Annotated in this window: 20 protein-coding genes and 1 riboswitch; of the genes, 7 read left to right on the forward strand and 13 right to left on the reverse strand. The window is 49.3% G+C overall.

Going from position 1 to position 25,585, the window contains the following annotated elements; translation table 11 throughout:
- Nucleotides 1-140 precede the first annotated feature (140 nt).
- From HK11_RS10400 to HK11_RS10410, 3 genes are all read right to left on the reverse strand, one after another.
- On the reverse strand, nt 141-1,340 hold the full coding sequence (locus HK11_RS10400) for a glycoside hydrolase family 28 protein (protein WP_158092821.1): 1,200 nt from the start codon (nt 1,338-1,340) through the stop codon (nt 141-143).
- Nucleotides 1,341-1,451: 111 nt separating this feature from the next.
- A complete protein-coding gene (locus HK11_RS10405; RefSeq protein ID WP_086555282.1) occupies nt 1,452-2,354 on the reverse strand; it encodes a hypothetical protein in 903 nt (300 codons plus the stop codon).
- Nucleotides 2,354-3,466 (reverse strand): glycosyltransferase, encoded by a 1,113-nt coding sequence (locus HK11_RS10410; RefSeq protein WP_086555283.1) that lies wholly within the window; start codon nt 3,464-3,466, stop codon nt 2,354-2,356. The genes HK11_RS10405 and HK11_RS10410 overlap by 1 nt, the downstream gene beginning before the upstream one ends.
- A 496-nt stretch (nt 3,467-3,962) precedes the next feature.
- Here HK11_RS10410 and HK11_RS10415 point away from each other — a divergent pair, with 496 nt between their 5' ends.
- A complete protein-coding gene (locus HK11_RS10415) occupies nt 3,963-7,406 on the forward strand; it encodes a pyruvate carboxylase (protein WP_086555284.1) in 3,444 nt (1,147 codons plus the stop codon).
- Between the two features lie 101 nt (nt 7,407-7,507).
- On the opposite strand, the gene HK11_RS10420 is transcribed toward HK11_RS10415, so the two are convergent.
- Complete coding sequence (locus HK11_RS10420; protein ID WP_086555285.1) at nt 7,508-7,918, reverse strand: hypothetical protein; 411 nt, start codon at nt 7,916-7,918, stop codon at nt 7,508-7,510.
- 36 nt (nt 7,919-7,954) lie between these two features.
- Nucleotides 7,955-8,172, reverse strand: a riboswitch (cobalamin riboswitch).
- Nucleotides 8,173-8,306: 134 nt separating this feature from the next.
- Here HK11_RS10420 and HK11_RS10425 point away from each other — a divergent pair.
- Both HK11_RS10425 and HK11_RS10430 read left to right on the forward strand, forming a co-directional pair.
- Nucleotides 8,307-9,464, forward strand: a complete 1,158-nt coding sequence (locus HK11_RS10425) for an iron-containing alcohol dehydrogenase (RefSeq protein ID WP_086555286.1) — start codon at nt 8,307-8,309, stop codon at nt 9,462-9,464.
- 70 nt (nt 9,465-9,534) lie between these two features.
- Complete coding sequence (locus HK11_RS10430; RefSeq protein ID WP_086555287.1) at nt 9,535-9,867, forward strand: hypothetical protein; 333 nt, start codon at nt 9,535-9,537, stop codon at nt 9,865-9,867.
- 48 nt (nt 9,868-9,915) lie between these two features.
- Here the strand turns inward: HK11_RS10430 and HK11_RS10435 are convergent, their stop codons facing one another.
- From HK11_RS10435 to HK11_RS10445, 3 genes are read right to left on the reverse strand one after another with little or no spacing between them, the layout of a single operon-like run.
- Nucleotides 9,916-11,265, reverse strand: coding sequence for a nucleobase:cation symporter-2 family protein (locus HK11_RS10435; RefSeq protein ID WP_233133437.1), 1,350 nt, complete (start codon nt 11,263-11,265; stop codon nt 9,916-9,918).
- Nucleotides 11,266-11,292: 27 nt separating this feature from the next.
- Complete coding sequence (locus tag HK11_RS10440) at nt 11,293-12,345, reverse strand: nitronate monooxygenase family protein (RefSeq protein WP_086555288.1); 1,053 nt, start codon at nt 12,343-12,345, stop codon at nt 11,293-11,295.
- A 12-nt stretch (nt 12,346-12,357) separates the two neighbouring features.
- Nucleotides 12,358-13,596, reverse strand: a complete 1,239-nt coding sequence (locus HK11_RS10445; RefSeq protein ID WP_086555289.1) for a sorbosone dehydrogenase family protein — start codon at nt 13,594-13,596, stop codon at nt 12,358-12,360.
- A 257-nt stretch (nt 13,597-13,853) separates the two neighbouring features.
- On the opposite strand from HK11_RS10445, the gene HK11_RS10450 reads away from it, so the two are divergent.
- The 4 genes from HK11_RS10450 to HK11_RS10465 all read left to right on the forward strand — a co-directional run bounded on the left by HK11_RS10450 (nt 13,854) and on the right by HK11_RS10465 (nt 19,978).
- Entirely contained in the window at nt 13,854-15,677 is a 1,824-nt protein-coding gene (locus HK11_RS10450; RefSeq protein ID WP_086555290.1) for a tannase/feruloyl esterase family alpha/beta hydrolase, read from the forward strand.
- A 118-nt stretch (nt 15,678-15,795) separates the two neighbouring features.
- The gene (locus HK11_RS10455) at nt 15,796-16,980 is read left to right on the forward strand and encodes an alpha/beta fold hydrolase (protein WP_086555291.1); all 1,185 of its coding nucleotides are present in this window, start codon (nt 15,796-15,798) and stop codon (nt 16,978-16,980) included.
- 73 nt (nt 16,981-17,053) lie between these two features.
- A complete protein-coding gene (locus tag HK11_RS10460; protein WP_198943255.1) occupies nt 17,054-17,944 on the forward strand; it encodes a LysR family transcriptional regulator in 891 nt (296 codons plus the stop codon).
- A gap of 120 nt (nt 17,945-18,064) precedes the next feature.
- Nucleotides 18,065-19,978, forward strand: a complete 1,914-nt coding sequence (locus HK11_RS10465) for an FUSC family protein (RefSeq protein WP_233133438.1) — start codon at nt 18,065-18,067, stop codon at nt 19,976-19,978.
- A gap of 2 nt (nt 19,979-19,980) precedes the next feature.
- Here the strand turns inward: HK11_RS10465 and trpS are convergent, their stop codons facing one another.
- The 6 genes from trpS to HK11_RS10495 form a co-directional block, all read right to left on the reverse strand.
- Nucleotides 19,981-20,976, reverse strand: a complete 996-nt coding sequence (trpS, locus tag HK11_RS10470) for a tryptophan--tRNA ligase (protein ID WP_086555293.1) — start codon at nt 20,974-20,976, stop codon at nt 19,981-19,983.
- 28 nt (nt 20,977-21,004) lie between these two features.
- Nucleotides 21,005-21,478, reverse strand: a complete 474-nt coding sequence (locus HK11_RS10475) for a cytochrome c (RefSeq protein ID WP_086555294.1) — start codon at nt 21,476-21,478, stop codon at nt 21,005-21,007.
- Between the two features lie 45 nt (nt 21,479-21,523).
- Complete coding sequence (locus HK11_RS10480; RefSeq protein ID WP_086555295.1) at nt 21,524-22,009, reverse strand: FKBP-type peptidyl-prolyl cis-trans isomerase; 486 nt, start codon at nt 22,007-22,009, stop codon at nt 21,524-21,526.
- A 42-nt stretch (nt 22,010-22,051) separates the two neighbouring features.
- The gene (locus HK11_RS10485; RefSeq protein WP_086555296.1) at nt 22,052-23,293 is read right to left on the reverse strand and encodes an argininosuccinate synthase; all 1,242 of its coding nucleotides are present in this window, start codon (nt 23,291-23,293) and stop codon (nt 22,052-22,054) included.
- Nucleotides 23,294-23,410: 117 nt separating this feature from the next.
- Nucleotides 23,411-24,619, reverse strand: a complete 1,209-nt coding sequence (gene rlmN / locus HK11_RS10490; RefSeq protein WP_086555300.1) for a 23S rRNA (adenine(2503)-C(2))-methyltransferase RlmN — start codon at nt 24,617-24,619, stop codon at nt 23,411-23,413.
- Nucleotides 24,620-24,742: 123 nt separating this feature from the next.
- Nucleotides 24,743-25,483 carry a TlyA family RNA methyltransferase gene (locus HK11_RS10495; protein ID WP_086555297.1) on the reverse strand — a complete coding sequence of 247 codons (741 nt, stop codon included), beginning with the start codon at nt 25,481-25,483 and terminating at the stop codon, nt 24,743-24,745.
- Between the last annotated feature and the right edge of the window lie 102 nt (nt 25,484-25,585).

The raw sequence follows: 25,585 nt of genomic DNA on the forward strand, positions 1-25,585 counted from the left end.
AACCTCCGGAGCAATAAACGCGTCCAGCGCAATCCCCTCAGCCTATTTGCCCGATGGGGCAGAAACATCATTCTCAGGGAAAATCCAGGCTCGTCCTTCTCTGGAAGAGCTTAATGCACGTGATCAGAGAAAGGATTATTTCACTTTTTCTGCATTATTTTTATAGATGTATCAGTATCGAGTAATGCATTGCGTACTATGAAAGAAGCGTTTGTTGCCAGGTTCATGTAACTTAGGTCAATATTCTGCAGGGGCATTTCAGGTAAACCAATAAAAATACCGGCTTTCTGAACATTTTTTTGAGTCAGATGAGAAATCCTGATATCTGAAATACGAGGCGTGGTTACTGTAACTGGTGCCGAACTATCATTATTTTTGGGAAAATGCGGGTAATAGGTACTGATCGAAAGTCCTGTGCGTACATTGTTCATGCGTATTTTATCAAAGACATAATGTTGCAGCACACTACCCCGATCACGACCTGATTTTATACGAATACCATTGCTTGTGCCGTTAAAATCGACGTTATAAACATAAACGTTTTCAATATTAAAAATAGTTTCACTACCGATTGAAAGGCCATGCCCGGCACCAATAGCTGTATCAGTTATATAAATGTTTTTTGTTGTTTCATTGGGTAGTGTTGTACCCGGTAACCCTGATTTAATGGCAATATCATCATCTCCGGTTGAAATAGTATTATCACTCAGAGTGACGTTTTGTGAGGTGATAACATCAATACCATCCGTATTGGGTGAGTCCGCCGGGTTGTTAATATCGATATGTTTTATAATAGCGTTATCTGTGTAACGCAGAACGATGTTCCACATAGGAGAGCGGGTAATATGTACATCTGAAATCAGAATATTGTGTGCATCATAGCTTTCAATCAACCATGGACGTGGCAGACCGTTACTCAATGGGATATTGTTAGCAAAGTTATTGCGTCTGTTCTTTTTCGCTTCCTGTGCCGCTTTCCACCAGCCTTCGCCATTACCATCAATAGTGCCTTCACCTGTTATGGCAACGTCCTCAACATGAGGAAGAGAGAGAAAAGCTTCAGCCGGTGACCAGGGCCAGTTAATATAAGCCGGGCGGTAGAGTGAGTTTTTGTCAATGGCCTGTAATACGCTGCCAGCATCAAGGTGCAGATTAATATGAGAGCGCAAAAGTAGCGGACCCGAGAGAAAATTACCTGAATTCAGGGTGACTATGCCACCACCATGGCTGGCACAGTGATCTATTAACGCCTGAAGTTTTTGAGTGATATCATGCCCGGTCTCGACAGATGGTATCTTTCCGCAAACTTTATCAGGAACAGCAAGAGCAGATGCGCTCATAGCGACAAAAAAAACTGATAATGCAAAAGCACCCGGTAAGAGAGATGGCAGATATTTCATGCGGCAAGTGTGAAATATTCCGTTTCATACCACAAGGGCAGAAGATATAATTTACGCATGCCGAGACTGTCGTTTTTTCCATGCGCGACCAAGATCCACGCAAATACGGTGCGGTGAACCATAAAGTATACGCTTTGTGTCGATAAGCGTGAAATCCCCTGCTGCAGACAGAGTATGTAATCCATCGCTGAATGGTGCATCTTTATGAGATGCCTGCAAATATGCACCCGGAGTAAATTCAGGCTGGTGCAGTGTGTCGGGAGAGAGAGACAGCAGGCGTATGGCGCCGCCGTACGTCTTGCTGCAGTCCTGCACTGGAATAATCAGCTTGCCATCCTGATAGAAAGGTGTGCCACCCATGCGGGCGCTACTGATGTCCTCCCTGATAGGGTGAGAAGAAATATTTTTCCACTGTCCGGTCAGACGCTTAGCTTGTGCCAGCATAAGAGTATTGGTTCGCGCACGAGGCGGGGTATAAAACATCCACCAGCTGCCCTGAGCGAAAACAGGAGTGGCATCAATCGCGGCGCAGGGAAAAGAGAACTCTGGTACTTTTTCCCATTGCCAGGGGAAATTAACGGCCCGGTAGAGAGATAATGTCCCGGATTTATACCCTTCCGGCAGCATCCATATTTCACCATCCGCTTCAAAAACATAGGGGTAAGATAAATGCCAGGGCTCGCTCAGCACAGTTCTGTATTCAATGATATTCAGGCTGGCATCGAGCACGTAGGCTACAATTGCGCCACGGCGCGAGCGGTAATCATAGGCTTCGGCAAAGAGGTAAAGTTTATTATCACGCCATATTCCAAAAGGATCGGCCAGAAAACAGAGTGAGCGGTCAGCTTCAATCCACCTGACTGAGAAAGGAGCTAAGCTTCCGGCTGCAGCTATAGTCTGAACAGGAGCCTGGACAATGCCTAAGCGCCATAGTTCTGTCACAAGCATTTTCATCAGACAGGTAATTTGCTGAGAGGAGAGGCGCCTGTATTCAGCATGGAGTATAATTTCCCAATAATTTTTGTCGCAGCGAGCTGATACTGCTCATGACTGAATTTTTGTAAAACATAACTATGGGCCTGCTGGCCATAAAGGGAGAGTTCATCCGGGTGCACAAAAATATGTTCCATGATGCGGTTAAACGCCTGCGTCATATCGCCATCTAGTACATAACCTGTTCTGCCTTCCTGCACGGCATCACGTATCTCTCCAACCGGAGTGGAAATGACCGGCAGGCCGGCATTCATGGCTTCATGAACAGCAAGGCACATCCCCTCATAGCGGGATGTCTGAATATACGCATGTAAACCTGAGAGAAACTGCCCGACATTTGCTGAAAAGCCAGGAAGAGTGACCACATTCTCAAGGTTAAGCTGTCTGACTTTTTTCTCCAGGGCCGCGCGTTCAGGACCATCCCCCAGGATTGTCAGGTGGATGCGTGACTTCATCTCAGGGTGAGACAGCAGGAAAAAGGATACAGCATCGAGCATGCCGGCATAATTTTTAACTTCATGCAAACGGCCAACGCTCCCCAGCTGTAAAACGGCCCTGCCATCCCATTTCTGTGCCTGCAGGGCCGCCGGGTCGCTCTGAAAAAGTGGCCATGCCATAACCTGATCAGCAGGAATATGCATTTTTTCACGTAAAAACTGCACGACAGTCTGAGAGTCACCAACCCAGAGCTTTGACAGATTTCTCATGCGGTATGTGTAACGGCGGACGCTGGCGCTGTGTTTGAAGCTGATAACCGGAATACCGGTCAGGCGACCTGCCCATTGGCCAACCTTGTTACCCCAGCTGAGTGAGGTCCAGATGACATCCGGACGGTTTTTGCTGACTTGTTTGAGATAAGAGGCAAGAATAACAGGTAACAATCTGCGACGGCGTGAAAGCAGCGTATAAGATAACCCTGCTTCTGACAGGCGTATTGCTGCCCCCATATCACGCGGCTCGCAGGCGATAACTGATACCTCATGGCCAAGGCTTTGCAGAGTTTTTACAATGTTTGGTATGGCAAATTCAGCTCCGCCGGTTTCCAGACTGGTTACCAGATAGTGGATCTTCATCGTTAATACTCCTCCTGGCCGGAGAGAGACTGTCCTGTGTCAGACAGATATTCCCTGAAAAGCCCGTTACATCTTTTGTTAAGAAAACTTCATATGAATTTTGTCAATTATTCTGATGGGTAAAGATGTTTTTTATTTTTAAATATTGTATTTTTGCCATATTAAATAATAATTTCTTTCTTCATTACTGATTTTTCCCTCAGGATTTTGCAGAGCTCTATATTTACCATCCGTGAGTATTTTTCTGTAGTTAAATAATCAGCGTCTGCTGCCTGAAAAACTGAGAAGAAATATTTTATATCGACAGGAAAAATGGCCCTTCATTTAATAATGACAGGTTCGGAAAATTGTAAGTTGTCGTTATTGTGAGCGCTATTTATGTGCGTCATGCAGTAAAGTCCCGCCAGCGTTTTCTCAAACTAAGAACTAAACACATAAAGAAAATGCAATGTGGCACAGTCGTGCCACGTAAAGCAGACTAGCAGGATGAGACATAATGCCAGGGATTAAGAGTGTTCTGGTTGCGAATCGTAGTGAAATTGCAATTCGCATCATGCGTGCAGCCGTTGAGCTTGGTTTGCGTACTGTAGCGATCTACGCAAATGAGGATCGCTTTGCACTGCATCGTTTCAAGGCCGATGAAAGTTATATGGTGGGCGAGGGCAAAAAGCCAATCGCTGCCTATCTTGATGTTGATGATATTATTCGCATTGCAAAACAGGCGAATGTCGATGCGATCCATCCCGGTTATGGCTTTTTGTCAGAAAATCCTGACTTTGCCAGAGCCTGTGAAGCCGCAGGCATAGCTTTTATTGGTCCTAAGCCAGAAATTATGGAGCAGCTGGGTAATAAAGTGGCAGCCCGCGCTCTTGCCCAGCGGGTTGGTGTGCCTGTTGTGCCGGCAACAGGAGCTTTACCTGATGACCCGGACGAATGCCGCAGGCTTGCTGCCGGAGTTGGCTACCCCATTATGCTTAAAGCCAGCTGGGGCGGGGGTGGTCGCGGTATGCGCGCCATTCAGAATGAGAGTGAGCTTTTGCCTGCAATTGCTGTTGCAAGGCGCGAAGCCGCGGCTGCATTTGGTAATGATGAAGTTTATCTCGAAAAAATGGTTGTGCGGGCACACCATGTTGAAGTTCAGATTCTGGGAGATCTGCACGGTAATCGTGTACATTTGTTTGAGCGTGACTGCTCCGTTCAGCGGCGCAATCAGAAGGTCGTAGAGCGTGCTCCGGCCCCTCACATGTCACAGGAGCAGCGTGAGGCACTCTGTGCTAACGCCCTGAAAATAGCCGATGGCGTTAATTATACGCATGCCGGAACGGTTGAGTTTCTGGTCGATGCAGATACGGGGCATTTTTACTTTATCGAAGTAAACCCGCGTATTCAGGTTGAACACACGGTGACGGAAGAAGCCACAGGGGTTGACCTTGTTAAAGCTCAGATTGTTGTCAGCCAGGGCGGGTGCATTGGCCAGAGTGACTTTCTGCCGGCACAATCTGACATTCGTCTGATCGCTCATGCCTTACAGTGCCGTGTTACGACAGAAGACCCGGCTAATGAGTTCCGCCCTGATTATGGTAAGCTGTCAGTTTATCGTAGCGGGAACGGTGCGGGCATCCGCCTTGACGCCGGCACAGCCTATACCGGAGCGGTGATTACACCATATTATGACTCGCTGCTGGTAAAAGTTACCGCTCGTGGCCATGATGATGATGAAGCTATCCGTCGTATGGACCGCGCCCTTCGTGAATTTCGTATGCGTGGTGTGGCAACGAACCTTGGTTTTCTGCTCAGGGTTATCAACCATCCCTCGTTTAAAACGGGTGCATGTACCACGCGGTTTATTGATACAACGCCTGAGCTTTTTCATTTTGAACCGCGTAAAGATCGCGCCACGCGCCTGCTGCGTTTTATTGGTGACGTGACAGTAAACGGTAATACAGAAATGAAAGGGCGTTCAAAGCCTGCTGCTCCGTTGTTTGCACCGCAGTTACCTGCCGCAGCTATGAGCGCGTCGCCTCAGCCAGGAACGCGCGATTTGCTGCGTGACCTTGGTCCAGAAGGGTTCTCGCAGTGGGTGCTTGAACAAAAGCGCCTGCTGCTGACAGATACGACCATGCGCGATGCACATCAGTCCCTGTTCGCAACACGTATGCGCACAGCTGATATGAGCCGTATCGCACCGCGCTATGCACGTTTATTGCCAGATCTGTTTTCTCTTGAGTGCTGGGGTGGAGCAACGTTTGACGTTGCCATGCGCTTTTTAAAAGAGGACCCCTGGGATCGTCTCGATAAGCTTCGCACTGCAGTGCCAAATATACTGCTGCAAATGCTGATACGAGGTTCTAACGCAGTTGGGTATACAAATTATGCCGATAACGTTGTGCAGTATTTTATTAAACAGGCCGCTGCACGTGGTGTGGATGTGTTTCGTATTTTTGACTCACTGAACTGGGTTGAAAATATTCGTGTTGCGATGGATGCAGTGCTCGAAACAGATGCCCTGTGTGAAGGGACGATCTGTTATACCGGTGATCTGCATGATCCGGCCCGGCCAAAATACAATCTGAAATATTATGTCGATATGGCAAAGCAGATTGAAAAGGCAGGCGCCCATATTCTTGGCATTAAAGATATGGCTGGTGTGTGCCGTCCGGCGGCCATTAAAACACTGGTAAAGGCATTAAAGGAAGAAGTCGGTCTGCCGATTCATTTTCATACGCATGATACGAGCGGAGGGTCGGTGGCCAGTGTACTGGCCGCAGCTGAAGCCGGCGTTGACATTGTCGACGGTGCGATGGATGCCATGAGTGGCCTGACATCTCAGCCAAGTCTTGGTGCTGTTATTGCATCGTTGCAGCATACTGAGCGTGACACTGGCCTGACACCAGAGCGTATCGCGCCGTTCTCCCGTTACTGGGAGGGGGTTCGTCAGTCATACGCACCATTTGAGGCTGATATCCGCTCAGGTACCTCTGACGTGTATCGTCATGAAATGCCAGGAGGGCAGTATACTAACCTGCGTGAACAGGCCCGCTCTATGGGGCTTGATCATCTGTGGGATTCTGTGGCGCAGGCATATGCTGATGTAAATAAATTATTTGGCGATATTGTTAAGGTTACACCATCTTCTAAAGTGGTGGGTGACCTTGCGCTGTTCATGGTTGCTAATGACCTGACACCGCAGGATATTATGGATCCGGAAAGGGATATTGCTTTTCCTGACTCTGTTATCTCCATGATGCGCGGTGACATTGGCTATCCGGCTGATGGTTTCCCGGAAGCGTTACAGGCGCGTATTCTTAAAGGGCAGAAGCCGGTTGAGGGGCGTGCCGCGGCACATATTCCGCCGGTCGATCTTGAGCAGGCCCGTCAGAGTGCAAAAGAGGCGACTGGTCAGGATATTGATGATGCAGCTCTCGCAAGCTGGCTGATGTATCCTAAAGTCTATACAGACTATATTACGCACAGGCGTAAATATGGTGACGTTTCTGTGCTTTCTACGCCTGTATTTTTCTATGGTCTGAATGACAAAGACGAAGTTGCCGCTGAAATTGAGCCTGGTAAAACGCTGATTATTCGTCTGCTGGGTCAAACTGATGAGCCTGATACCGGTGAGACCAGATTGTTCTTCGAGCTTAATGGTCAGGCAAGAACGATGGGGTTTGTCAAAGCTGGTGCTCAGGCCAAAAAACAGACCCGGCTTAAGGCAGACCCGGCAGATGCATCACAAATTGCCGCTCCTATGCCCGGCATGGTGTCTGTTGTCGGGGTTAAAGCGGGCCAGAAGGTGAAGAAGGGTGATCTGCTGGTGTCAGTTGAAGCCATGAAAATGGAGACAGCAATCACTGCCGATCGTGACGCGACAGTGACGCGTGTTCATGTTGTTTCAGGTGATATCATTGATGCTAAAGATCTGCTGCTTGAGCTGTCATAAAGAGTGACTGTAGTAAAATGAAGAAGGCCCGGAGGGATGATATTTCTCCGGGCCTTTTTTGTAAAATGCAGCTGATGCAACAGGTGGTTTTTTAAAAGCTGCTACGGTGCATTATAGCGTGCCATTGCGGCGGCCCTTGCACCCAGTGTCCAGTGTATTGTGACGTATGTCCGTAAAATATGTTGTGCGGCATCTCTGTCATCAGATCCTCTGACTGAAGGAAGTGTTTCCAGCAAATCAAGTGCCTGTGCGAGCAGGGGGCGAAAGGCTGCTTCCAGAGCATGTCCTCTGGCATTATGAGCTGAAGGCGAGGTGCCAAAAGTGGCTGAAAAAATAGTGTAGCCACTTTTAAAAATAACATCCTCCTGGTTGGGGGGAGGTTGCTGAGCAGTGTGTGCTGCCCTCAGAGCTTCGGCACGGGAGGGGCAGTCTCTGATTAAAGTGAGAACAAGAGGGTGAAGGTCTGACTGAGCTGAACAGGTATGTGATTGTGGTGTGATACGAGGTGTCATGATACGATCTTAGCCTCCGGTACATCCCGCCCGGCGACACGGTAAGGCGACGGCAGCAGGTCTCCTGGCTTGAGGATCATCAGTTCTGATCTGGCCTTCCCGGTGGTGTGCACCAGTGGCTCGTCTTTACGACGTGAAAATCAGACCCATACCACATACAGTTGCGGGAGCAGCTGCCGACTTACCTTGCATGTAAAGGCTTACGGCATTCCCTGTTAGCCCGCTTGCGCGGGACTGCCGACAAGAGGGTCCAGTAATGCACATAACGGGTGTTAAGAGCAATATTACAGTGTGATTACGGCGGGAATAGATATCCCGGGCCTCTTGTCTCATGCAGGGGGAGACCTCACATAACATACACATCCTTCTGACCAGGAAAGTGGATATTATGCTGAATTTTGAGCTCTATAACCCTACACGCATTGTTTTTGGGCGTGAGAGTACGGCAAAACTTGATACACTGATTGCACAGGATGCGCGGGTTCTTGTTCTGCTGGGTGGGGAAAGTGCAAAAAAGAACGGCACTCTTGCTGAGGTACGCGCTGCTCTTGGTGCCCGTGAAGTGCATGAGTTTAGCGGTATTGAGCCAAACCCGACTTATGAAACACTGATGAAGGCTGTAGGCCTTATTCGCGAAAAGAAAATCGATTTTCTGCTTGCTGTCGGGGGAGGCTCAGTCATTGACGGCACAAAATTTGTTGCCGCTGCCGTAAACTATGAGGGAGATCCGTGGGAAATTCTTCAAACCTACGGTAAAAAAATCACCACTGCCCTGCCTTTTGGTACAGTGCTGACGCTGCCGGCCACCGGTTCAGAAATGAATGATGGTTCGGTTATTACGCGTAAAGAGACACATACGAAGCTTGCTTTTCAGAACCCTCTGGTTTTCCCGCAGTTTTCTGTCCTGGATCCGACAAAAACATTTACTTTACCTGCACGGCAGATTGCTAACGGTGTTGTTGATTCCTTTGTTCATATTATCGAGCAGTATCTGACATATCCTGCTGATGGCATGGTGCAGGATCGTTTTGCTGAAGGTCTGTTACAGACACTTATTGAAATCGGCCCGAAATTACAGACTGCGGGTAACGACTATGATCTGCGGGCAAATTTCATGTGGGTTGCAACGCTTGCACTTAATGGCCTGATTGGTGCCGGTGTACCTCAGGACTGGTCAACCCATATGATCGGCCATGAGCTGACCGCGCGTTACGATATCGACCATGCAAGAACACTTGCCGTCGTGCTGCCTGCCAGCCTGAATGTGCGCCGTGAGTCCAAACGGGCTAAGCTGCTCCAGTATGCAGATCGTGTATGGCACATCACCTCGGGTTCTGAAGATGAGCGTATTGATGCGGCTATTGAACGCACACGTAAGTTTTTTGAGGAGATGGGGATACAGACACACCTTCGTGACTATGATGTGCCTGCCAGCGATATTACTGTGATCGTTGAACAGCTGCGTAAAAATGGCATGGTAAAACTGGGCGAACAGCATGATGTTACCCCGGAAATCAGCCAGAAAATTCTTGAAGTCAGTTACTGAGGTATAATGCGGCTCTCTGAAAATATATCGGAGAGCAGCACTTAATAACAGCCCGGAGGAACGCATTCATATGAGTAACCCACTCGAGCAGTCTCCACAGCAGAATGCCCGCATTCTCGCAAAAGCACATGAAATGTGGGAGCGGGATGGCAAGCCCGCCTGCGGACCAGAAGCTTATAAAGAAAAGGCAGCAGATCTTATCGGGATGGAAAGTGCCCCTGATGCTGGTCAGATCCCTGTAAAGCCCTTTTCACCTGTCGGGCCGGAGGGAGAGCCTGTTGAGGAGGCCTGGCTGGAAGAGAACCTTGGTAATCCAGGCGGTAGTATGAATGAACTGGATGATAAGCGTGAAGTGCCGTTTGCAACACGCCGCCAGGAAAGCGAAGCCCTGAAAAAGGACTGAGCTATAAATACACTTCACGAATATGATGCGATTATTATGTTCGTGAAGTTATCTGCCGCTCTTTAGTGTTATATGATTAAAGAACAGATGCAGAATAATGGCTGATAATGCCCCCAGTGTGATACCACTCCCGAAAATAATATGTGCCCAGGCAGGCATTTTATCTGTGATATGCGGCTGAGCGGTTGCCAGCATGCCAAGACCAATGCTGGTGCCAACAATAATCATGTTGTTCTGATTATCAAAATCAACCTGGGCTAAGGTCTGAATACCAACTACGGCGACTGTTGCGAACATGGCCAGTGCAGCACCACCCAGAACGGGAAGGGGAACACAGGCCATAATGGCTGCAAGCCTGGGAATACACCCCATAATAATCATAAAAACTGCGGCCGATGCGACCACCCAGCGGCTTTTAATCCGGGTAAGGCGGACCAGGCCAATATTTTCTGCAAAGCAGGTGTAAGGGAAAGAATTGAACACACCGCCAATAAATGTGGCCAGTCCGTCAGCCCGGATGGCGCGAGCAATGTCCTGTGGTGTAATGTCTTTTTTGACGATCATGCCGGTTGCAAAAACGTCACCTGTTGTTTCCAGCATAGAAATAATCATCACAACGATGAGTGACGCGATGGGAAGAAGATGAAATTCTGGCATGCCAAAATAAAAAGGCTGCACCATCGTAAGTAAAGGTGCAGAGCTTACAGTGCTAAAATGAGCATCTCCCAGGGCCCAGGCAACCAGTGTGCCACAGATCAGGCCGAGTAAAACGGCAATTGTGGCGAGAAACCCGCGAAAAAATTTCTGAATAGCGAGAATACAAAATAAAGTGCCCAGGCCATAAGCTACATTGCGTAACTCAACCGGGTCCTGCATCGCACTGGTGCTATGCCCGGCAACGATATCATTCGCTGCAACGGGCAGCAGCCCCAGCCCGATAACCAGAATAATTGACCCTGTGACAACAGGTGGAAAAAAACGAATAAGACGTGAAAAATAAGGGGCCATAAAACAGGAGAATAAGCCTGCGACTATCACCGCTCCAAAAATCTGACGTAGTCCGGTTACTCCGCCGCCGGCAGAGGCCCCGATAGCAATCATCGGCATAACAGCGACAAAAGTCACACCCTGAAGCAGTGGCAGACGCACGCCGATTTTGCCGATGCCCACAGCCTGCATCAGAGAGGCTATACCACAGGTGAACAGGTCTGCCTCGATCAGGTGCTCCAGTTCATTACGGGATAGCCCAAGAGCGCCGGCCAGCAGGATAGGGACGATAACGGCCGCTGCGTAAAATGTTAAAACATGCTGAAAGCCATAGACGACGAGTTCCCACAACGGAAGAACCTGATCGACCGGATGAGTGTGCTTATCCGAAGGAGATATTTCAGAAGGCAAGCGAGCTAACTTTCCTGACAGGATGTATCAAAGGCCGCTCTTCATTTCGGCCTCAAGCGTTTTCATTAAAGTATGGACCGGTAAAAAGCGGCATAATGGCGCACCCTGACCCGCCCAGTGTGCCGCAAAACTATGATTATTTTGTTGTCTGGCCGCATGGTGCAGAGCTTTTCCGGCATCATAAGCAATCGGGTAAGGCGGTGGAGATGTGTCACAGTCCAGAGCGCTGAAGCTATTTGGAATAATGCGGGCAGGGCGTCCTGATACCAGGTGTGTGAGCTGTGTGTGCCAGGCTTCATCGCTTGTTAATGCCTGACGATAGGCCGCACTGATGCCAGTTTCAGGGCAACCTAAAAAAGCTGTGCCCAGCTGTGCTGCAATTGCCCCGCTGCGTAACGCTGAAATAACAGCTGAGCCATCCATTATTCCACCAGCGGCAATAACCGGCAAAGGACAGTTTTTTGTCAGGAGGCCTGTAAGCACTGCGGTTGAATAAGCATCATCACGTGAAGTGGTATCAAAAATTCCCCGGTGCCCGCCAGCCTCGATGCCCTGAGCAACAAGAATATCAATACCGTTTTCCTGTGCTTTTTTTGCTTCTGCCAGACAGGTGACGGTTGCCATTAAAATGATACCGGCTTGTTTTAAGGCTGTAATTTTTTCGTGTGAGGGCAGACCAAAGTGAAAACTGACCACTGATGGCTTCAAAGCTAAAAGAACTGAAACTATGTCCGGAGTATTATCAAAATTTTGGTAGGGGGCTGTGAGCGTATCAGGCGGAGATGATCCGAAAGCTTTAAATAAAGGAGCAAGGCAGGTTAGCCAGCGTTGTTCGCTTATCGGATCGCGCCGGGGCTCGTCATGGGCAAAAAAATTGACGTTAAATGGCTGAGCAGTTTTTTCCTGCATTTCTTTTATAAGTGTTGCGGCTGTTGCTGCATTTACGGCCCCCAGTCCGAGAGAGCCCATTCCGCCGGCATTGCTCACGGCAGCAGCCAGAGCGGGTGTTGTAACGCCAGCCATGGGGGCCTGAATAATCGGGAGCCTTAAGTGTAGCTTTGTCATATCAAACCCTGTCATTCATCACCTGAGTTAGCGCGTGGTGTGGGACAGCCTCAAAATCGTGCCGTTATGGTCTTCAGAGATAAGTAAAGTGCCATCTGGCATGGTAGCCAGTCCGGTGGGGGAACCAGATGGCATCCTGCCTGAGTGTGCACTGTCAGGCCAGCCCCATATGACGGGCTGGGGGGAGGTTTCAGGTTTTCCATCCGCCGCGAGTTTCAGGCTCATGACACGATGGCCTGTATCACGATAGCCATGATAGGTCATGATGATGTTGCCTGAGAGAGAAGGAATAGCCTGGCTGTTATACACCAGTACGCCCAGAGGAGCAGCATGGGCTGGCAGAAGCATGTCGGGCGAGGGGATGGCTGAACAGTCATGTTGCGGATATTCAGGAGCGGGGCGTTTATTATCAAAACAATAAGGCCACCCGTAATCTGTTCCTTTTTGAATTATATATAATGGTTCATGCGGCAGGGTTTTATCTGAGAGTTTTAAATCAACAACATTAATGCTGTCGCGCCCGTTACCAATGGCGAGGAGCTTCCCGTCAGGCAGGACAGTTAATGCCGCTGCATTGCGTATACCTGTAGCAACAATATGCTGTGCACTGACACCTTGAGGTATATTTCCAGGTTTGAACCAGAGAATCGAACCCCGTGGTACCGAACCGCGGGTTTCAGGGCAGGGCCTGGAGGTGTCTGGTAAGGCTCCCATCTCAGTTTCACAATTGTTAGAGGCCGAGCCTTCACTCACATAAAGCCCGCCATTACTGTCAGCGGCCAGTGCTTTGAGCGGGTGTCTCCCTTCTGAGGGAATATCAGTCAGAACATCCTGCGTGCTGGCTGTGTTATCGTTATGCAGGTTTACACGCATTACCTTGTCAGGCAGTCCTATATAAAGTTGCCCGTCAGAGGAGAAGGTCAGCCCGCTGGGGCGGTCCAGGCCACGCAGAAGAATTCTTCTGGCACCGTGACCATTATTTTCAAGAGCAATAAGCCGCCCGCGATTTTTCTGCCAGCCGCCCATTTCAGCGACATAAATTGTATTGTTTTTGATAGCGATACCACGAGGGAACTGAAGCCCTGATGTCAGCAGACCAACGCATGTGCCTGGTATCGTCTGCAGATTGACCCGCGGTAAGCCATCGCACTCCCCCTGAGTGATATAGGTCGTATGGGCCTGGGTTTTCTCAGTGATTATAAAGAATGAGGAAACACAAAGTGTTATCCGTAAAAACCATGTGACCTTTAACTTCAGGGGAGTCACTTTAATATTATCCTTTTTTCGGAAAAACAGAGAGGCTTTACAACCTGTAATATATGCATAATGAGATAATACTTACAGAGGAAATAAAATACTTTGAGAGATATTTTATAAGAAGAATAAGAATGCCGGAGGGGTAGCGTTGATTTTGATATTAAAGCCTCCGGTATTGTTATGTGTGCAGAAATGGTATGCTATCATACCGGAGGGGGCACCTCTGATGTTTCTGAGTTTTATATAGTAAGAGGATCATAGGTTAGATGAAAAACAGACACTCTGGTTTTCTGCCGGCTGTCAGTTTGCTGGCGGTGTCATTCTTTTTATCTGACTATGCTTTAGCTTCTCAGAAAGACACATCTTCTGAAGTGCAGTCTGGTCCGGCTCATCTGGATGTTATTGATCCTGCTGTATCATGCGATTCTCTCTCCTCAGTTGATCTGAGTTCAGTCGCCGGTGCTATGGTACATGACCTGAAAACCGGTCTTCTTGATACACCGGCAGGCTCCTTTTGTAAGGTCACCGGACAGATCGCTCCTGCTATTAATTTTGAAGTCGATCTGCCCGTTCAGCACTGGACACAGCGTTTTCTTATGGGGGGGTGTGTCGGTCTGTGTGGTATGACCCGGATAGGTATTTCGAATGCTGGTACATGTGCGCCGGCTCTGAACGGAGAGATGGTTGTTGCCAGTAATGATCTGGGTCACGCCAGTTCTACACTCAACGCACAGCAGGCCGATTTTGGCAGGGTTCCGCAAAAACGTATCGATTTTGCTTACAGAGCTAATCATGTCACCGCGTTAACAGCTAAGGCGCTGGTGAAGGCTTTTTATGGTCATGAGGCACGGTTCTCATACTTTATGGGATGCTCAGACGGAGGGCGCGAGGCTCTGGCTGAAGCGCAGCGTTATCCTGATGATTTTGATGGTATCTCGGCCGGTGCTCCTGCCGGTTTATTTACAGTGCAAAACTCTTTTTCTTCAGCATGGGTCATACGAACAAACCAGCGGGCTGATGGAACAAATATTCTGCTCAAAGGGCGTCTGCCTTTATTACACAGTGCGGTTGTCAGTCATTGTGACACATTTTCAGGCGTAAAAGACGGTATTCTTGAAGATCCGCGTATGTGTCATTTTGACCCCTCATGGGTTCAGTGTGCACCAGGGCAGGCAGATACGTCTTCATGCCTGAGTGAAGAAGAAACACAGGCTGCTGTCAGGTTGTATAATGGTCCGGCTGATAAGGCAGGTCACGCATTTACGCCTGGTGGTTTACTGCCTGGTTCAGAGCAGAACTGGCCATTGCCTGATACGGCTCTGGCAAAAACAGCTGATTATGGCCGGGTGGCTTCTGTCATGTCCGCTCTTTTACCCGCACAGGCCGCAGACCAGGATATGGACCTGTCAAAATTTCAGTTTGATAAAGCCTCATTTGAGCAGATGAATCAGCTTGCTCCATTATATAATGCAGCAAATACGAACCTGTCTGCATTTCAGAAGCGTGGAGGGCGTCTTGTGCTCTGGCATGGTCTGGCGGATCAGTACATTTCTCCGCTTTCTACGATTGCTTATTATCAGGGAGTGCAGAAACAGGCCGGGTTAGAACAAACTGAGAACTTTTTGCGTTTTTATCTTCTCCCTGGTGTTGCTCATTGTGGCGGGGGGGAAGGGTTTCCTCAGGTTGATTTTCTGAGCCCTCTTATGGCCTGGGCAGAGACAGGGGTGGCTCCGGGTGCCCTCGTAGCAGGGCATTTACAAAACACAGTATCATCTGCTGCTAATGATGCGCAGAAAATCTCTGCCCCTCAAAAGGACGGCGGAGATGATAAGAAACACCAGGTTAATCCTGATGATCAGCCTTATGCCTTATCTGACGCAAAAACATCTGCGACACGGCCTCTTTATCCTTACCCTTATATAGCCCGCTATACGGGGAGTGGTGACCCTCAGGATGCGCAGAACTATCAGCCGGTTATGGCCCCTGCTATTTTGCCCGTTTTGTTTAGCGATTATTCTCAGAGTCTGATCGGCCCGGATAATCAGAGTGACTACACAGTAGAAAAAGGTGCTCTGACCCTGAAAAAATAGATTTTATCTTAACTGGGTCGTATGAAATAATAAATACAGAGGCCAGATCTCACATAATGAGGCACAGATGTGCTACTGGTTATATTCGTTAATATTTGATTAAGCGGGGAAGTCTATAATGCAGCTTTCTAAACTTCTGGCCTGCAACGTTTTGTGCGGCTTACTTCTTGCCACAGCAGCTCATGCAGAGACCGAAAAAGCCGGGGTAGTCGTTAAGGCTTCTCCTCTTCCTGCAGCATTTAGTTTACCAGGTGCCGGAGCGGCTTATCGCGTTGTTTATCTTTCAACTGACGGGCTGACCCAAAAAGGTCTGGTACAGGCCACTGAAGAAGTAATTTTACCTAAAGGGAAACCTCCTGCCGGTGGCTGGCCTGTTGTTGCATGGGAGCATGGCACTGTTGGAGTCAGTGAAAAATGTACGCCCTCGCTCCATCCCTATACTGAGCGTAACAGAACGTACCTCGAAGCCTGGATGAAACGTGGTTTTGCTGTTGTTGCCCCTGATTATCAGGGACTGGGCATCAGCGGTCAGACACATGCCTACCTTAATACACGCGTTGAGGCCTATAGTGTTCTTGACGGGTTGCGGGCGGCTGAATCAGCTTACCCCCTGCAAAATAAAGTCATGCTTGTTGGTCAGTCACAGGGCGGTGGTGCAGCTGTTGCTTCAGCATCCTTCGCACCGACTTATGCGCCTGACATTAATATCCTTGGTACTGTAGCAACTGGTGTGCCTTATATTACACCAGAACTGATGGAAACATTACTGCATAAAGCCCGCAGCAACCAGCCTGATGGCGGGTATGACCCCCTGGTTGTCTACAGCCTGTATATTGCAGCTGGCCTTGCAGCACATGATTCATCTTTTAACCCGCAGGATGTTTTTACCGAAAAAGCAATGTCAGCCTATCATGCTGCCGGGCATAGCTGTGTGAATGAGATGATGGCACTGGCCGGTAAAGAAGGTCTGAATGCTAATAACTCGCTTAAACCAGATTTTGAAAAAGTTCTGATGCCAGCATTTAAAGCTATGGCATACCCTACTCTTAAGTTTGCGCAGCCTCTTTTCGTTGGCACGGGTACAGCAGATAAAGACGTACCACCTTTGATGCAGTATGGTCTGGTTAAAGCAGCCTGTGCTGCCGGTACAATCGTACAGGCGCATACCTACGAAGGGCTTAATCATGGTCAGACGGTGAATGCCTCTTTACCTGATTCAGCTGTCTTTACTTCCGCTCTTCTGGAAGGGAAGCCCGTTGCATCGACCTGTCATGCATTTCTAAACTGGCTTTCAGCACAGTAATATATTGTCAGGCTGTGGCTTGTGGTGGTTTTAATATCATAAGTCACAGCTCTTTTTTTAAGGTTAAGGCGCTGTGTTTCTCAGGCAACTGACATATTTAATAGCCCTTGACCGTTGCAGGCATTTTTCCCGTGCGGCTGAAAGCTGTGGCGTGTCACAGCCAGCGTTGTCTGCTGGGATACGGCAGCTTGAGGCTGAACTCGGTATTACCATTATTCAGCGTAACCGTCGGTTTTATGGTCTTACACCTGAGGGTGAGCGTGTGCTGGGGTGGGCACGCCAGACACTGGCTGCACTTGATGGTTTACGTCAGGAGGCTGCATTTGCACAAAATATTGCGGGTGGCTCTGTCTCTGTTGGCACAATGCCCCCGGCGCTTCTGACGGTTTCAGCATTATTAGAACATTTCAGATCCGTCGTGCCGGCCTTACATGCTGATGTCAGGGTCTATTCCAGCGGAGAAATTATTCACCATCTGCGTGAGCATACGTTGCAGATAGGGCTGATGTATCTTGATCAGGTCCCGCAGGATGGTTTGTATGAGAGCCATTTTCTGTTTGCCGAGAAGCATGTTTTTGTAAGTTCTTCTTTTGTTCAGGTTCCTGAGAAAGAGAATATAAGCTGGCAGGAGATGCAGGCTGTTCCACTATGTTTGCTCGGTCAGAATATGCGTAGCCGCCAGCTTATTGATAAGGGGTTTCGACAGGCTGGGGTAGTCGCTGACGTCCGCCTGGAAACGGACGCTCTTGAGCTGCTGCATGCAGAACTTTTCAGGGGGCGCCTGGCCAGTATTCTCCCGGTTGCGGCCTTGCCTGAGCGTGCAGAGGAGCGCGGCCTGCAGATCAGACAGATAGAAGATATGTCCTGCCCTGATGTCGGTGCTGTGCGCCTGAGCCAGGGGCAGCATACTGCTCTTTCTGAGTATTTATGGGAGAGAGTGCAGACTTTTAAGTTTGCACCATAAGACTGTCGGCTTTACCAGGCGGCTTTTGATAAATATTGCTTATGATAAAATCATAATAAAAAATTGGACGCTCGTTGTTCAGCTATGCATGTGTCTGCGTCAGGGATGAAAGGTAAGATAATGCACAGAGCAGAACAACATGAGAGAGTGTCGGCAAAGCATTACCCTGATGTGAAAGCTATTGTGCATACAGTTTTGCACGAATGGCGCGTAAAGCTTAAATGGCTGCTTGAACCTTCAGCCGGTGACTTCGCTTTTGCACTCAGATCTTCTCTGGCTGCTATTCTGGCTTTGTTGATTGCCATGTGGATGGAGCTTGGCAGCCCGCAATGGGCACCGCTGTCTGTGTGGGTTGTTGCGCAATCCTCACGGGGGGAGAGCATGTCCAAAGCGCGCTGGCGTATTGCTGGCACGATGGTGGGATGTTGCTTTGGTGTAGGGCTGATAGGTTTTTTCCCGCAGGAAACTATTCTGTTCTTTGCCGCTCTGGCGATATGGATCGGTCTGTGCTGTGGCTTTGCTACCTTTTTTCAGGGGTATCGTGCCTATGGCCTGGTGCTGACAGGCTTTACATCAGCCATTGTCGCGACAGGCGCTATTTCTGAGCCTGATCACGCGTTTGATGTCGCTATTGCTCGTGGTACTTATATTATTCTTGGCGTTATTTGTGAGGCCACTCTGGCTCTTGTATTTATGCCATCACTCAGAAGTAATGCCCGTAAGAATTTAAAGGAAAAACTTGATACCGCTATGGTGGTAACATCAGCGCAGGTGTCAGATTTTTTGTCAGGCCATACCACGATTAAAAAACAGGCAGAAACTTTAACGACACTTGTTAATGCTAATGCCAGAGTTGAGTTTGATGCGCTTGAAATGGGGCCGCATACACGAGCGGCAGACCACGCACGTGCAGCACTTTCAGTGATGCTTATTATGTTAGCGCGGGCTCGAGGCCTTTTTTTTCTTGCGCAGAAAGATAAATCATTCGCGCCCGGCGCGTTTTCCACTTTATTTGAATCTGACCGCAAAAAAGCGATGTCTCAGATAGAGGCAAGCCTGTTATCAGGCAGAAAAGATAATTTTCATTTCAGGTTGCTGACGCGGCGTCATAGTAAAGAAGCAATAGAAAATGGCATTCGTGCCGCGGCAGGTATTATTGGTGCCTGGCTTGTGTGGGAGATCACGGCATGGCCGGCTGGTCCGGCTTTTATCTCTTTTGTGGCGTTATGTTACGGGCTTATAGCAACGCGGGATAACCCGATCCTGGCATCGGCTCCGTTTTTTCGGGGGGCAGTATGGTGTGCTGCTGTAGCCTGGTTGTACGTATTCCTGGTTATACCGCGCATTACCTCGCCCGAGCTTTTGGTTTTTGCGCTTTTGCTGCCTATGACGATTGGTGGTCTTGCTGCTCGTCATGCCAGTACAGCAGGCTATGCCTTTTCATTTAATATGTTTCTTGTCGTGCTGATGGGCCCTTCTAATACGGAGCGCTATGATGAACAGTCGTTTCTGAACGGGGCATTAGCTTTTTTACTGGCAATTTTATTTGTCGGGTGGACGTATCGCACCATTCTGCCATTTCAGATTGATTCACGCATGCGGCGTATCAGCGCCTGGCGGGCGCAGTGCCTGAAAAATCTGGCGCAGATGAATAACCATGTAAATGCGGAAGACTGGCTGTCAGACAGTGCAGAAAGCCTGGTAAGAACATTACGCAATGCGCAGACAGTACCTGATGCGCTGAAGCTTGTTTATATGCAGGATCAGCTGAAAGTTATGAATCTGGGCATGAGCATTATCGCTCTGCGGACAGCACAGCAGGATGAGTTTTTGCCTCAGCGCATCCGTCGGGGGCTTCAGTTATTCCTGCGTCGATGGGAAAAAAAGGGGCCTGTTGTGCTTGAATATAACAGGCTGATAATTGCCAGTGCAGCACGGCAGCTTGCCAGAACGCAGCAACCTGAAATACGCCACAGGCTTGAACAGGTTGATGCGTCTTTTAAAACAATGCTGGCAGAATATAAAAGTCTGTAAATTTACTTAACAAAGCCGACTATTTTCTCTGCCTCAGTGACTACAGGTTCCGCAATAGCCTGTGCACGCTCTGCACCAGAGCGCAAAACTGAAACCAGATGCGCTTTATCCTGCAACAGACGCTGCGTTTCTTTGGCAATCGGGTCGATGGCACTGATAACAACATCGCTCAGGGCCTGTTTAAAAGGGCCGAACCCTTCACCCTGGTGGCGTGCCAGCACATCATTTACGCTTATGTCAGCGAGGGCAGCATAAATTGTGACCAGGTTTCTGGCTTCAGGGCGCCCTTCAAGTGCATCAAAAGTATCAGGCAGCACTTCTGAATCTGTTTTGGCTCGACGAATTTTCAGAGCAATCGTATCAGCATCATCTGTCATTTCAATGCGACTTTGCGCAGAAGGGTCAGACTTTGACATTTTTCTGGTGCCGTCACGCAGGCTCATAACCCGTGCAGCAGCCGGAGGAATAAGGGCTTCGACCTGTGGAAAAAACTCAACGCCATAATCATGGTTGAATTTCTGGGCAATATCGTTTGCGAGTTCGAGGTGCTGTTTCTGGTCTTCGCCAACCGGTACACGGGTGGCTTTATAGGCCATAATATCAGCTGCCATCAGGTTGGGATAAACATAAAGACCGGAAGAATGATTTTCACGGTCTTTACCTGCTTTATCCTTAAACTGGGTCATGCGGTTCAGCCAGCCAAGGCGAGAGACACAGTTGAAAATCCATGCCAGGCGGGCATGAGCTGAAACAGCAGACTGGTTAAACAAAATATGTTTTTGCGCATCGATACCTGATGCAAGCAGAATAGCCGTCTGTGCCAGGGTCTGTTCGTGTAGTTTTTGAGGGTCCTGCCAGACTGTAATGGCATGCATATCAACAAGACAGAAAACACATTCATGATCTGCCTGCAGGTTAACCCAGTTGCGTATAGCCCCCAGATAATTGCCGAGCTGAGGGATGCCTGAAGGCTGAATGCCAGAGAAAATACGTTGCATTGATTTTACCGAAAAAATGATAATTAAATCAGGGAATAAGAGACTTTTTGTGCAGCTCTGCGCGCTCAGCTGAGACTTTAGGTGTTGAAATATGGCGTGCTCTTGCTTCTGCGATATCCGCAGCCGTTAGTGTCGGCGCAGGTTTTGTATCTCCACGGGCAGAAAGCCAGTTGAGGATAGTCGCAATTTCCTCATCTTTCAGACGGTCAAAAGACGGCATGTAGGAGTCATAGGACTTGCCGTCAACAACAATTGCACCGCTTAAGCCGTTTATCAGAACATCGGCCAGGTAGCGTTTACCTTCTGGTGTGCTGGCAATAATATCAATGCGCCCTCTGACAGGGGGAACAGAACCTGGCATACCATCACCACTATGGTGGCAAATGCCACAGTTCATACCATAAAGCCGTTGTGGACTTTTCTTTGAGCACCCGGTGAGTGAAGTGGCGGCAAGGCACAGAACCACAAAGCGCAATGAAAGAGATCTGAAACATGAAGGCATGGCTGAGCCTTTGTTTGCTCTCCCCGCACAGGCAGGGAGAACAGACTAATGTGCGTGATCAACACCAAGAAGCTGAATGCGGAAAATAAGCGGGCTGTCTTCAGGGATAACACCCATCGCTTTATGGCCGTATCCCAGTTTTGCAGGGACATAGAGCATCCATGTATCGCCCACATGCATCATAGGCAGAGCTTCCATCCAGCCTTTGACAAGCCCCTGTAAAGGCATTTGCATATAGGCACCATCACCATGCTGCTCAGAGCTGTCAAAGATAGAACCATCAGGCAGTTTGCCCTGATAAATGACCATCATCATGTCACCAGGTACAGGCTGCTCACCATCTTTAGGGCCTGAGTGCAGCACTTTATAAGCAAGGCCACTTGGCAGAACTTTAACGCCAGGTTCAGCCAGCAGCTTATGCATCTGCTGTTCAGGAGTCAGTTCGACCTCCTCATGTGATGCACAGGCTGTGACAGAAAACAGCAGGGATGCAGCAAGCAGGGAGGAGAAAAATTTTGAGCGGCGAGTCATAACGCTCCTTTCATTCATGCAACAGAAAAGAGGGGAACGCTCTCAGAGCGTTCCGCCGTTACGGCCAATCTGAGCCCCCAGGCGCAGACGCAGCGCGTTAAGCTTAATGAAGCCCTGAGCATCTTCCTGGTTATAGGCCCCTTCATCATCTTCAAAGGTTACCACGCGTGTATCGTAAAGGCTGTTGGGGCTTTCACGACCTGTGCAGATGACATTGCCTTTGTAAAGTTTAAGGCGAACACGGCCGTTGACAGAATGCTGTGAGGCATCAATCAGTGCCTGAAGCATACGGCGCTCAGGTGAGAACCACAGGCCGTTATACAGAATAGAGGCATAACGTGGCATCAGGCTGTCTTTAAGGTGCATTGCTTCACGGTCGAGCGTAATCGATTCAATGCCGCGATGCGCGGTCAGCAGAATGGTGCCGCCAGGCGTTTCATAAATGCCGCGTGACTTCATGCCGACAAAGCGGTTTTCAACCAGGTCAAGACGACCGATACCGTTTTGTTTGCCGAGTTCATTCAGGCGGGTAAGCAGTGTTGCCGGAGACATTGCGACGCCATTAATAGCAACAGGGTCACCTGAGACGAAGTCAATGGTGATTTCGGTCGCTTTATCGGGTGCATCTTCAGGGGCAATCGTGCGCTGGAAAACAATTTCTTCAGGAGCAACAGCTGGGTCTTCAAGAAGCTTACCTTCAGATGAAGAGTGCAGCAGGTTTGCATCGACAGAGAATGGTGCTTCGCCACGCTTGTCTTTGGTAACAGGAATCTGGTTCTCTTCTGCAAAGCTCAGCAGGCGGGTGCGGGAGGTCAGATCCCACTCGCGCCATGGGGCAATGACCGTAATGTCAGGTTGCAGAGCATAATAGGCCAGTTCAAAACGAACCTGGTCATTCCCTTTGCCGGTTGCGCCATGAGCAACAGCATCGGCACCAACTTCGCGGGCAATTTCAATCTGACGCTGGGCAATGAGCGGGCGGGCAATAGAGGTGCCCAGCAGGTACTGGCCTTCGTAAAGGGTGTTTGCCCGGAACATGGGGAACACATAGTCTTTTACGAATGTTTCGCGCAGATCTTCAACAAAGATATCTTTAACGCCAAACATCTCAGCTTTTTTGCGGGCCGGTTCAAGCTCTTCGCCCTGGCCGAGATCAGCGGTGAAAGTGACGACTTCACAGTTATAGGTTTTCTGGAGCCAGCGCAGAATAACAGACGTATCAAGCCCCCCGGAATATGCCAGTACAACTTTTTTGACGTCTCTTCTGGTAGCAGGCGAACCCATTCTGATGATCTCCAAAAAAACAATGTGATATAAGACTTAGCTAGCTCTTTTTTTCAGGGTTTAGCAAGGCATGCAGGGCCTTTGAAAACCTGAAAAATATGTCAGCAGGCAGAAAAATTATCGTGCGGAGGCACGCTTCCTCTCACTTTCAGTTTTGAGCTGACCACAGGCCGCCAGAATGTCGCGCCCGCGTGGTGTGCGGATAGGAGCTGAAAAACCCGCATCCATAATAATTCTGGCAAATTTATTCTGCTGCTCCCGTGTTGATGGCTGATAGTTACTGCCATGCCAGGGGTTGAACGGAATAAGATTTACTTTGGCTGGAATGCCGGCAATCAGACGTACCAGCTCACGTGCGTCTGCTTCACTGTCGTTAATGCCACGTAGCATAATATATTCAAAAGTGATGCGGCGGGCGTTGCTTGCTGCCGGATAGCGGCGACACGCTGCCAGAATTTCTTCAATAGGATATTTACGGTTGAGAGGCACAATCTCATCTCGCAGGTCATTGCGTACAGCATGAAGTGACACAGCAAGGTTGATGCCAAGTTCACTGCCGCAGCGGTCCATAAGAGGGACAACACCGGATGTTGAGAGAGTAATGCGCCGGCGTGACAGGCCAATGCCTTCGCCATCCATGATAATTTTCATGGCTTTGGCTATGTTCTCGTAGTTGTAGAGAGGTTCACCCATGCCCATCAGCACAATGGTTGAGAGCAGGCGAGGGGTATCCCCCTTGGGGCTTGGCCATTCGCCATAGGCATCACGGGCGGCCATAAACTGCCCGACTATTTCAGAAGCACCAAGGTTACGTACAAGCTTTTGTGTGCCGGTATGACAAAATGTGCAGGAAAGCGTGCAGCCTACCTGAGATGAAATACAGACAGCGCCGCGATCTTCTGTGCGGTCGGGGATGTAAACGGTTTCAGCTTCCTGCCCGTCGCGAAAACGAAAAAGAAACTTACGCGTTTCATCGTTTGATGTCTGGACAGAGGTTGCTTCAGGGCGGCCAATAACAAAACGCTCGCCCAGTTTCTCCTGAAGCGGTTTTGAAATTGTGCTCATCTTTGAGAAATCAGTTACACCCTGATGATAGATCCAGTGCCACAGCTGCTTGGTTCTGAAAGGTTTTTCACCAATCTCTACAAGGATATCAGTCAGTTCCTCGCGTGACAGGCCTGTCAGGTCACGTCGTCCGTCAGGCAGACTGGCATCTGGCGGGCTGAACAAAGCCGATTTAGCCAGAATACGGGCACGTTCATCTGTGCTGAGCAAGGTTGCTGCTTCTGCATCGTGAGAAGGTGAAGGAGAATCGACGGAGAACATAAGCGGAACCATGTCAGAAAATAGGGAGTGAGAAAGCTCTCTAACAGAAAAATCTGCGAATTGCACAGAGAACAAGCATACCAGCTATTTTTTCTCTGATGGAGGCGGAGGAGCTGAAAAATATCAGCCCGTTTTACGTGCGGCTATCAGAAACTCTTTATTACCTTCCGGGCCGGTAATGGGACTTTCCTCAATGCCGAGAACGGTCCATCCGCCCAGATTTTTCCACCAGTTTTCAATCAGATCGCACACAGCCTGATGTATGGCGGGGTCGCGCACAACACCTTTAGCTCCGATATGTTCGCGCCCGGCTTCAAACTGAGGTTTGATAAGCGCAACAGCCCAGGCGTTCTCCGTAGCCAGGTTAAGTGCCGCGGGCAGTACGCTGCGCAGACCAATAAAGCTGGCATCGCATACTACCACAGATGGAGGCACGCTTATTGTTTCTGCATCAAGGTGGCGTGCGTTACATTTTTCCATAACGGTAACGCGCGGGTCCGAACGCAGTTTCCACGCCAGCTGACCATAGCCGACGTCAACTGCATAGACTGAGCGGGCACCGTTTGTGAGCAGCACATCTGTAAAGCCACCGGTTGATGCACCAATGTCCAGACATACCTGATCCTGCGGGGAGAGTTGAAAATGCTCCAGCGCATGCGCCAGCTTACATCCCCCACGTGACACCCAGGGGTGAACCTGCCCGCGTACTTCGAGCGGCACGTTCTCTGCAAGCTGGTCTCCGGCCTTCATAATGCGCTTCTGGTCTGAAAAGACCAGGCCTGCCATAATCAGGGTTTGCGCCTTACTTCGGCTTTCAACCAGACCGCGGTCAAAAAGCAACTGATCTGCACGTTTGCGTGCCATTAATCAGAGAGCCTTTTCAGAGGCAGAGGGGACAGGAACCCCAAGTGCGCTGAGAGCAGTATTTACGATGTATGGAGCGGTAAGGCCAGCCTGCTCATACTG

Source organism: Acetobacter sp. DmW_043 (assembly GCF_002153485.1).
Classification (GTDB): Bacteria; Pseudomonadota; Alphaproteobacteria; order Acetobacterales; family Acetobacteraceae; genus Acetobacter; species Acetobacter thailandicus.

Bases quoted from the DNA above. Each gene is read 5' to 3' on its own strand.
- HK11_RS10400 (WP_158092821.1), bottom strand. From the start codon at position 1,340: ATGAGCGCATCTGCTCTTGCTGTTCCTGATAAAGTTTGCGGAAAGATA.
- HK11_RS10420 (WP_086555285.1), bottom strand. From the start codon at position 7,918: ATGACACCTCGTATCACACCACAATCACATACCTGTTCAGCTCAGTCA.
- HK11_RS10480 (WP_086555295.1), bottom strand. From the start codon at position 22,009: ATGACTCGCCGCTCAAAATTTTTCTCCTCCCTGCTTGCTGCATCCCTG.
- rlmN (WP_086555300.1), bottom strand. From the start codon at position 24,619: ATGTTCTCCGTCGATTCTCCTTCACCTTCTCACGATGCAGAAGCAGCA.
- HK11_RS10450 (WP_086555290.1), top strand. From the start codon at position 13,854: ATGAAAAACAGACACTCTGGTTTTCTGCCGGCTGTCAGTTTGCTGGCG.
- HK11_RS10430 (WP_086555287.1), top strand. From the start codon at position 9,535: ATGAGTAACCCACTCGAGCAGTCTCCACAGCAGAATGCCCGCATTCTC.
- HK11_RS10455 (WP_086555291.1), top strand. From the start codon at position 15,796: ATGCAGCTTTCTAAACTTCTGGCCTGCAACGTTTTGTGCGGCTTACTT.
- HK11_RS10495 (WP_086555297.1), bottom strand. From the start codon at position 25,483: ATGGCACGCAAACGTGCAGATCAGTTGCTTTTTGACCGCGGTCTGGTT.
- HK11_RS10440 (WP_086555288.1), bottom strand. From the start codon at position 12,345: ATGACAGGGTTTGATATGACAAAGCTACACTTAAGGCTCCCGATTATT.
- HK11_RS10405 (WP_086555282.1), bottom strand. From the start codon at position 2,354: ATGAAAATGCTTGTGACAGAACTATGGCGCTTAGGCATTGTCCAGGCT.
- HK11_RS10425 (WP_086555286.1), top strand. From the start codon at position 8,307: ATGCTGAATTTTGAGCTCTATAACCCTACACGCATTGTTTTTGGGCGT.
- HK11_RS10465 (WP_233133438.1), top strand. From the start codon at position 18,065: ATGCACAGAGCAGAACAACATGAGAGAGTGTCGGCAAAGCATTACCCT.
- HK11_RS10485 (WP_086555296.1), bottom strand. From the start codon at position 23,293: ATGGGTTCGCCTGCTACCAGAAGAGACGTCAAAAAAGTTGTACTGGCA.
- HK11_RS10410 (WP_086555283.1), bottom strand. From the start codon at position 3,466: ATGAAGATCCACTATCTGGTAACCAGTCTGGAAACCGGCGGAGCTGAA.
- trpS (WP_086555293.1), bottom strand. From the start codon at position 20,976: ATGCAACGTATTTTCTCTGGCATTCAGCCTTCAGGCATCCCTCAGCTC.
- HK11_RS10475 (WP_086555294.1), bottom strand. From the start codon at position 21,478: ATGCCTTCATGTTTCAGATCTCTTTCATTGCGCTTTGTGGTTCTGTGC.
- HK11_RS10415 (WP_086555284.1), top strand. From the start codon at position 3,963: ATGCCAGGGATTAAGAGTGTTCTGGTTGCGAATCGTAGTGAAATTGCA.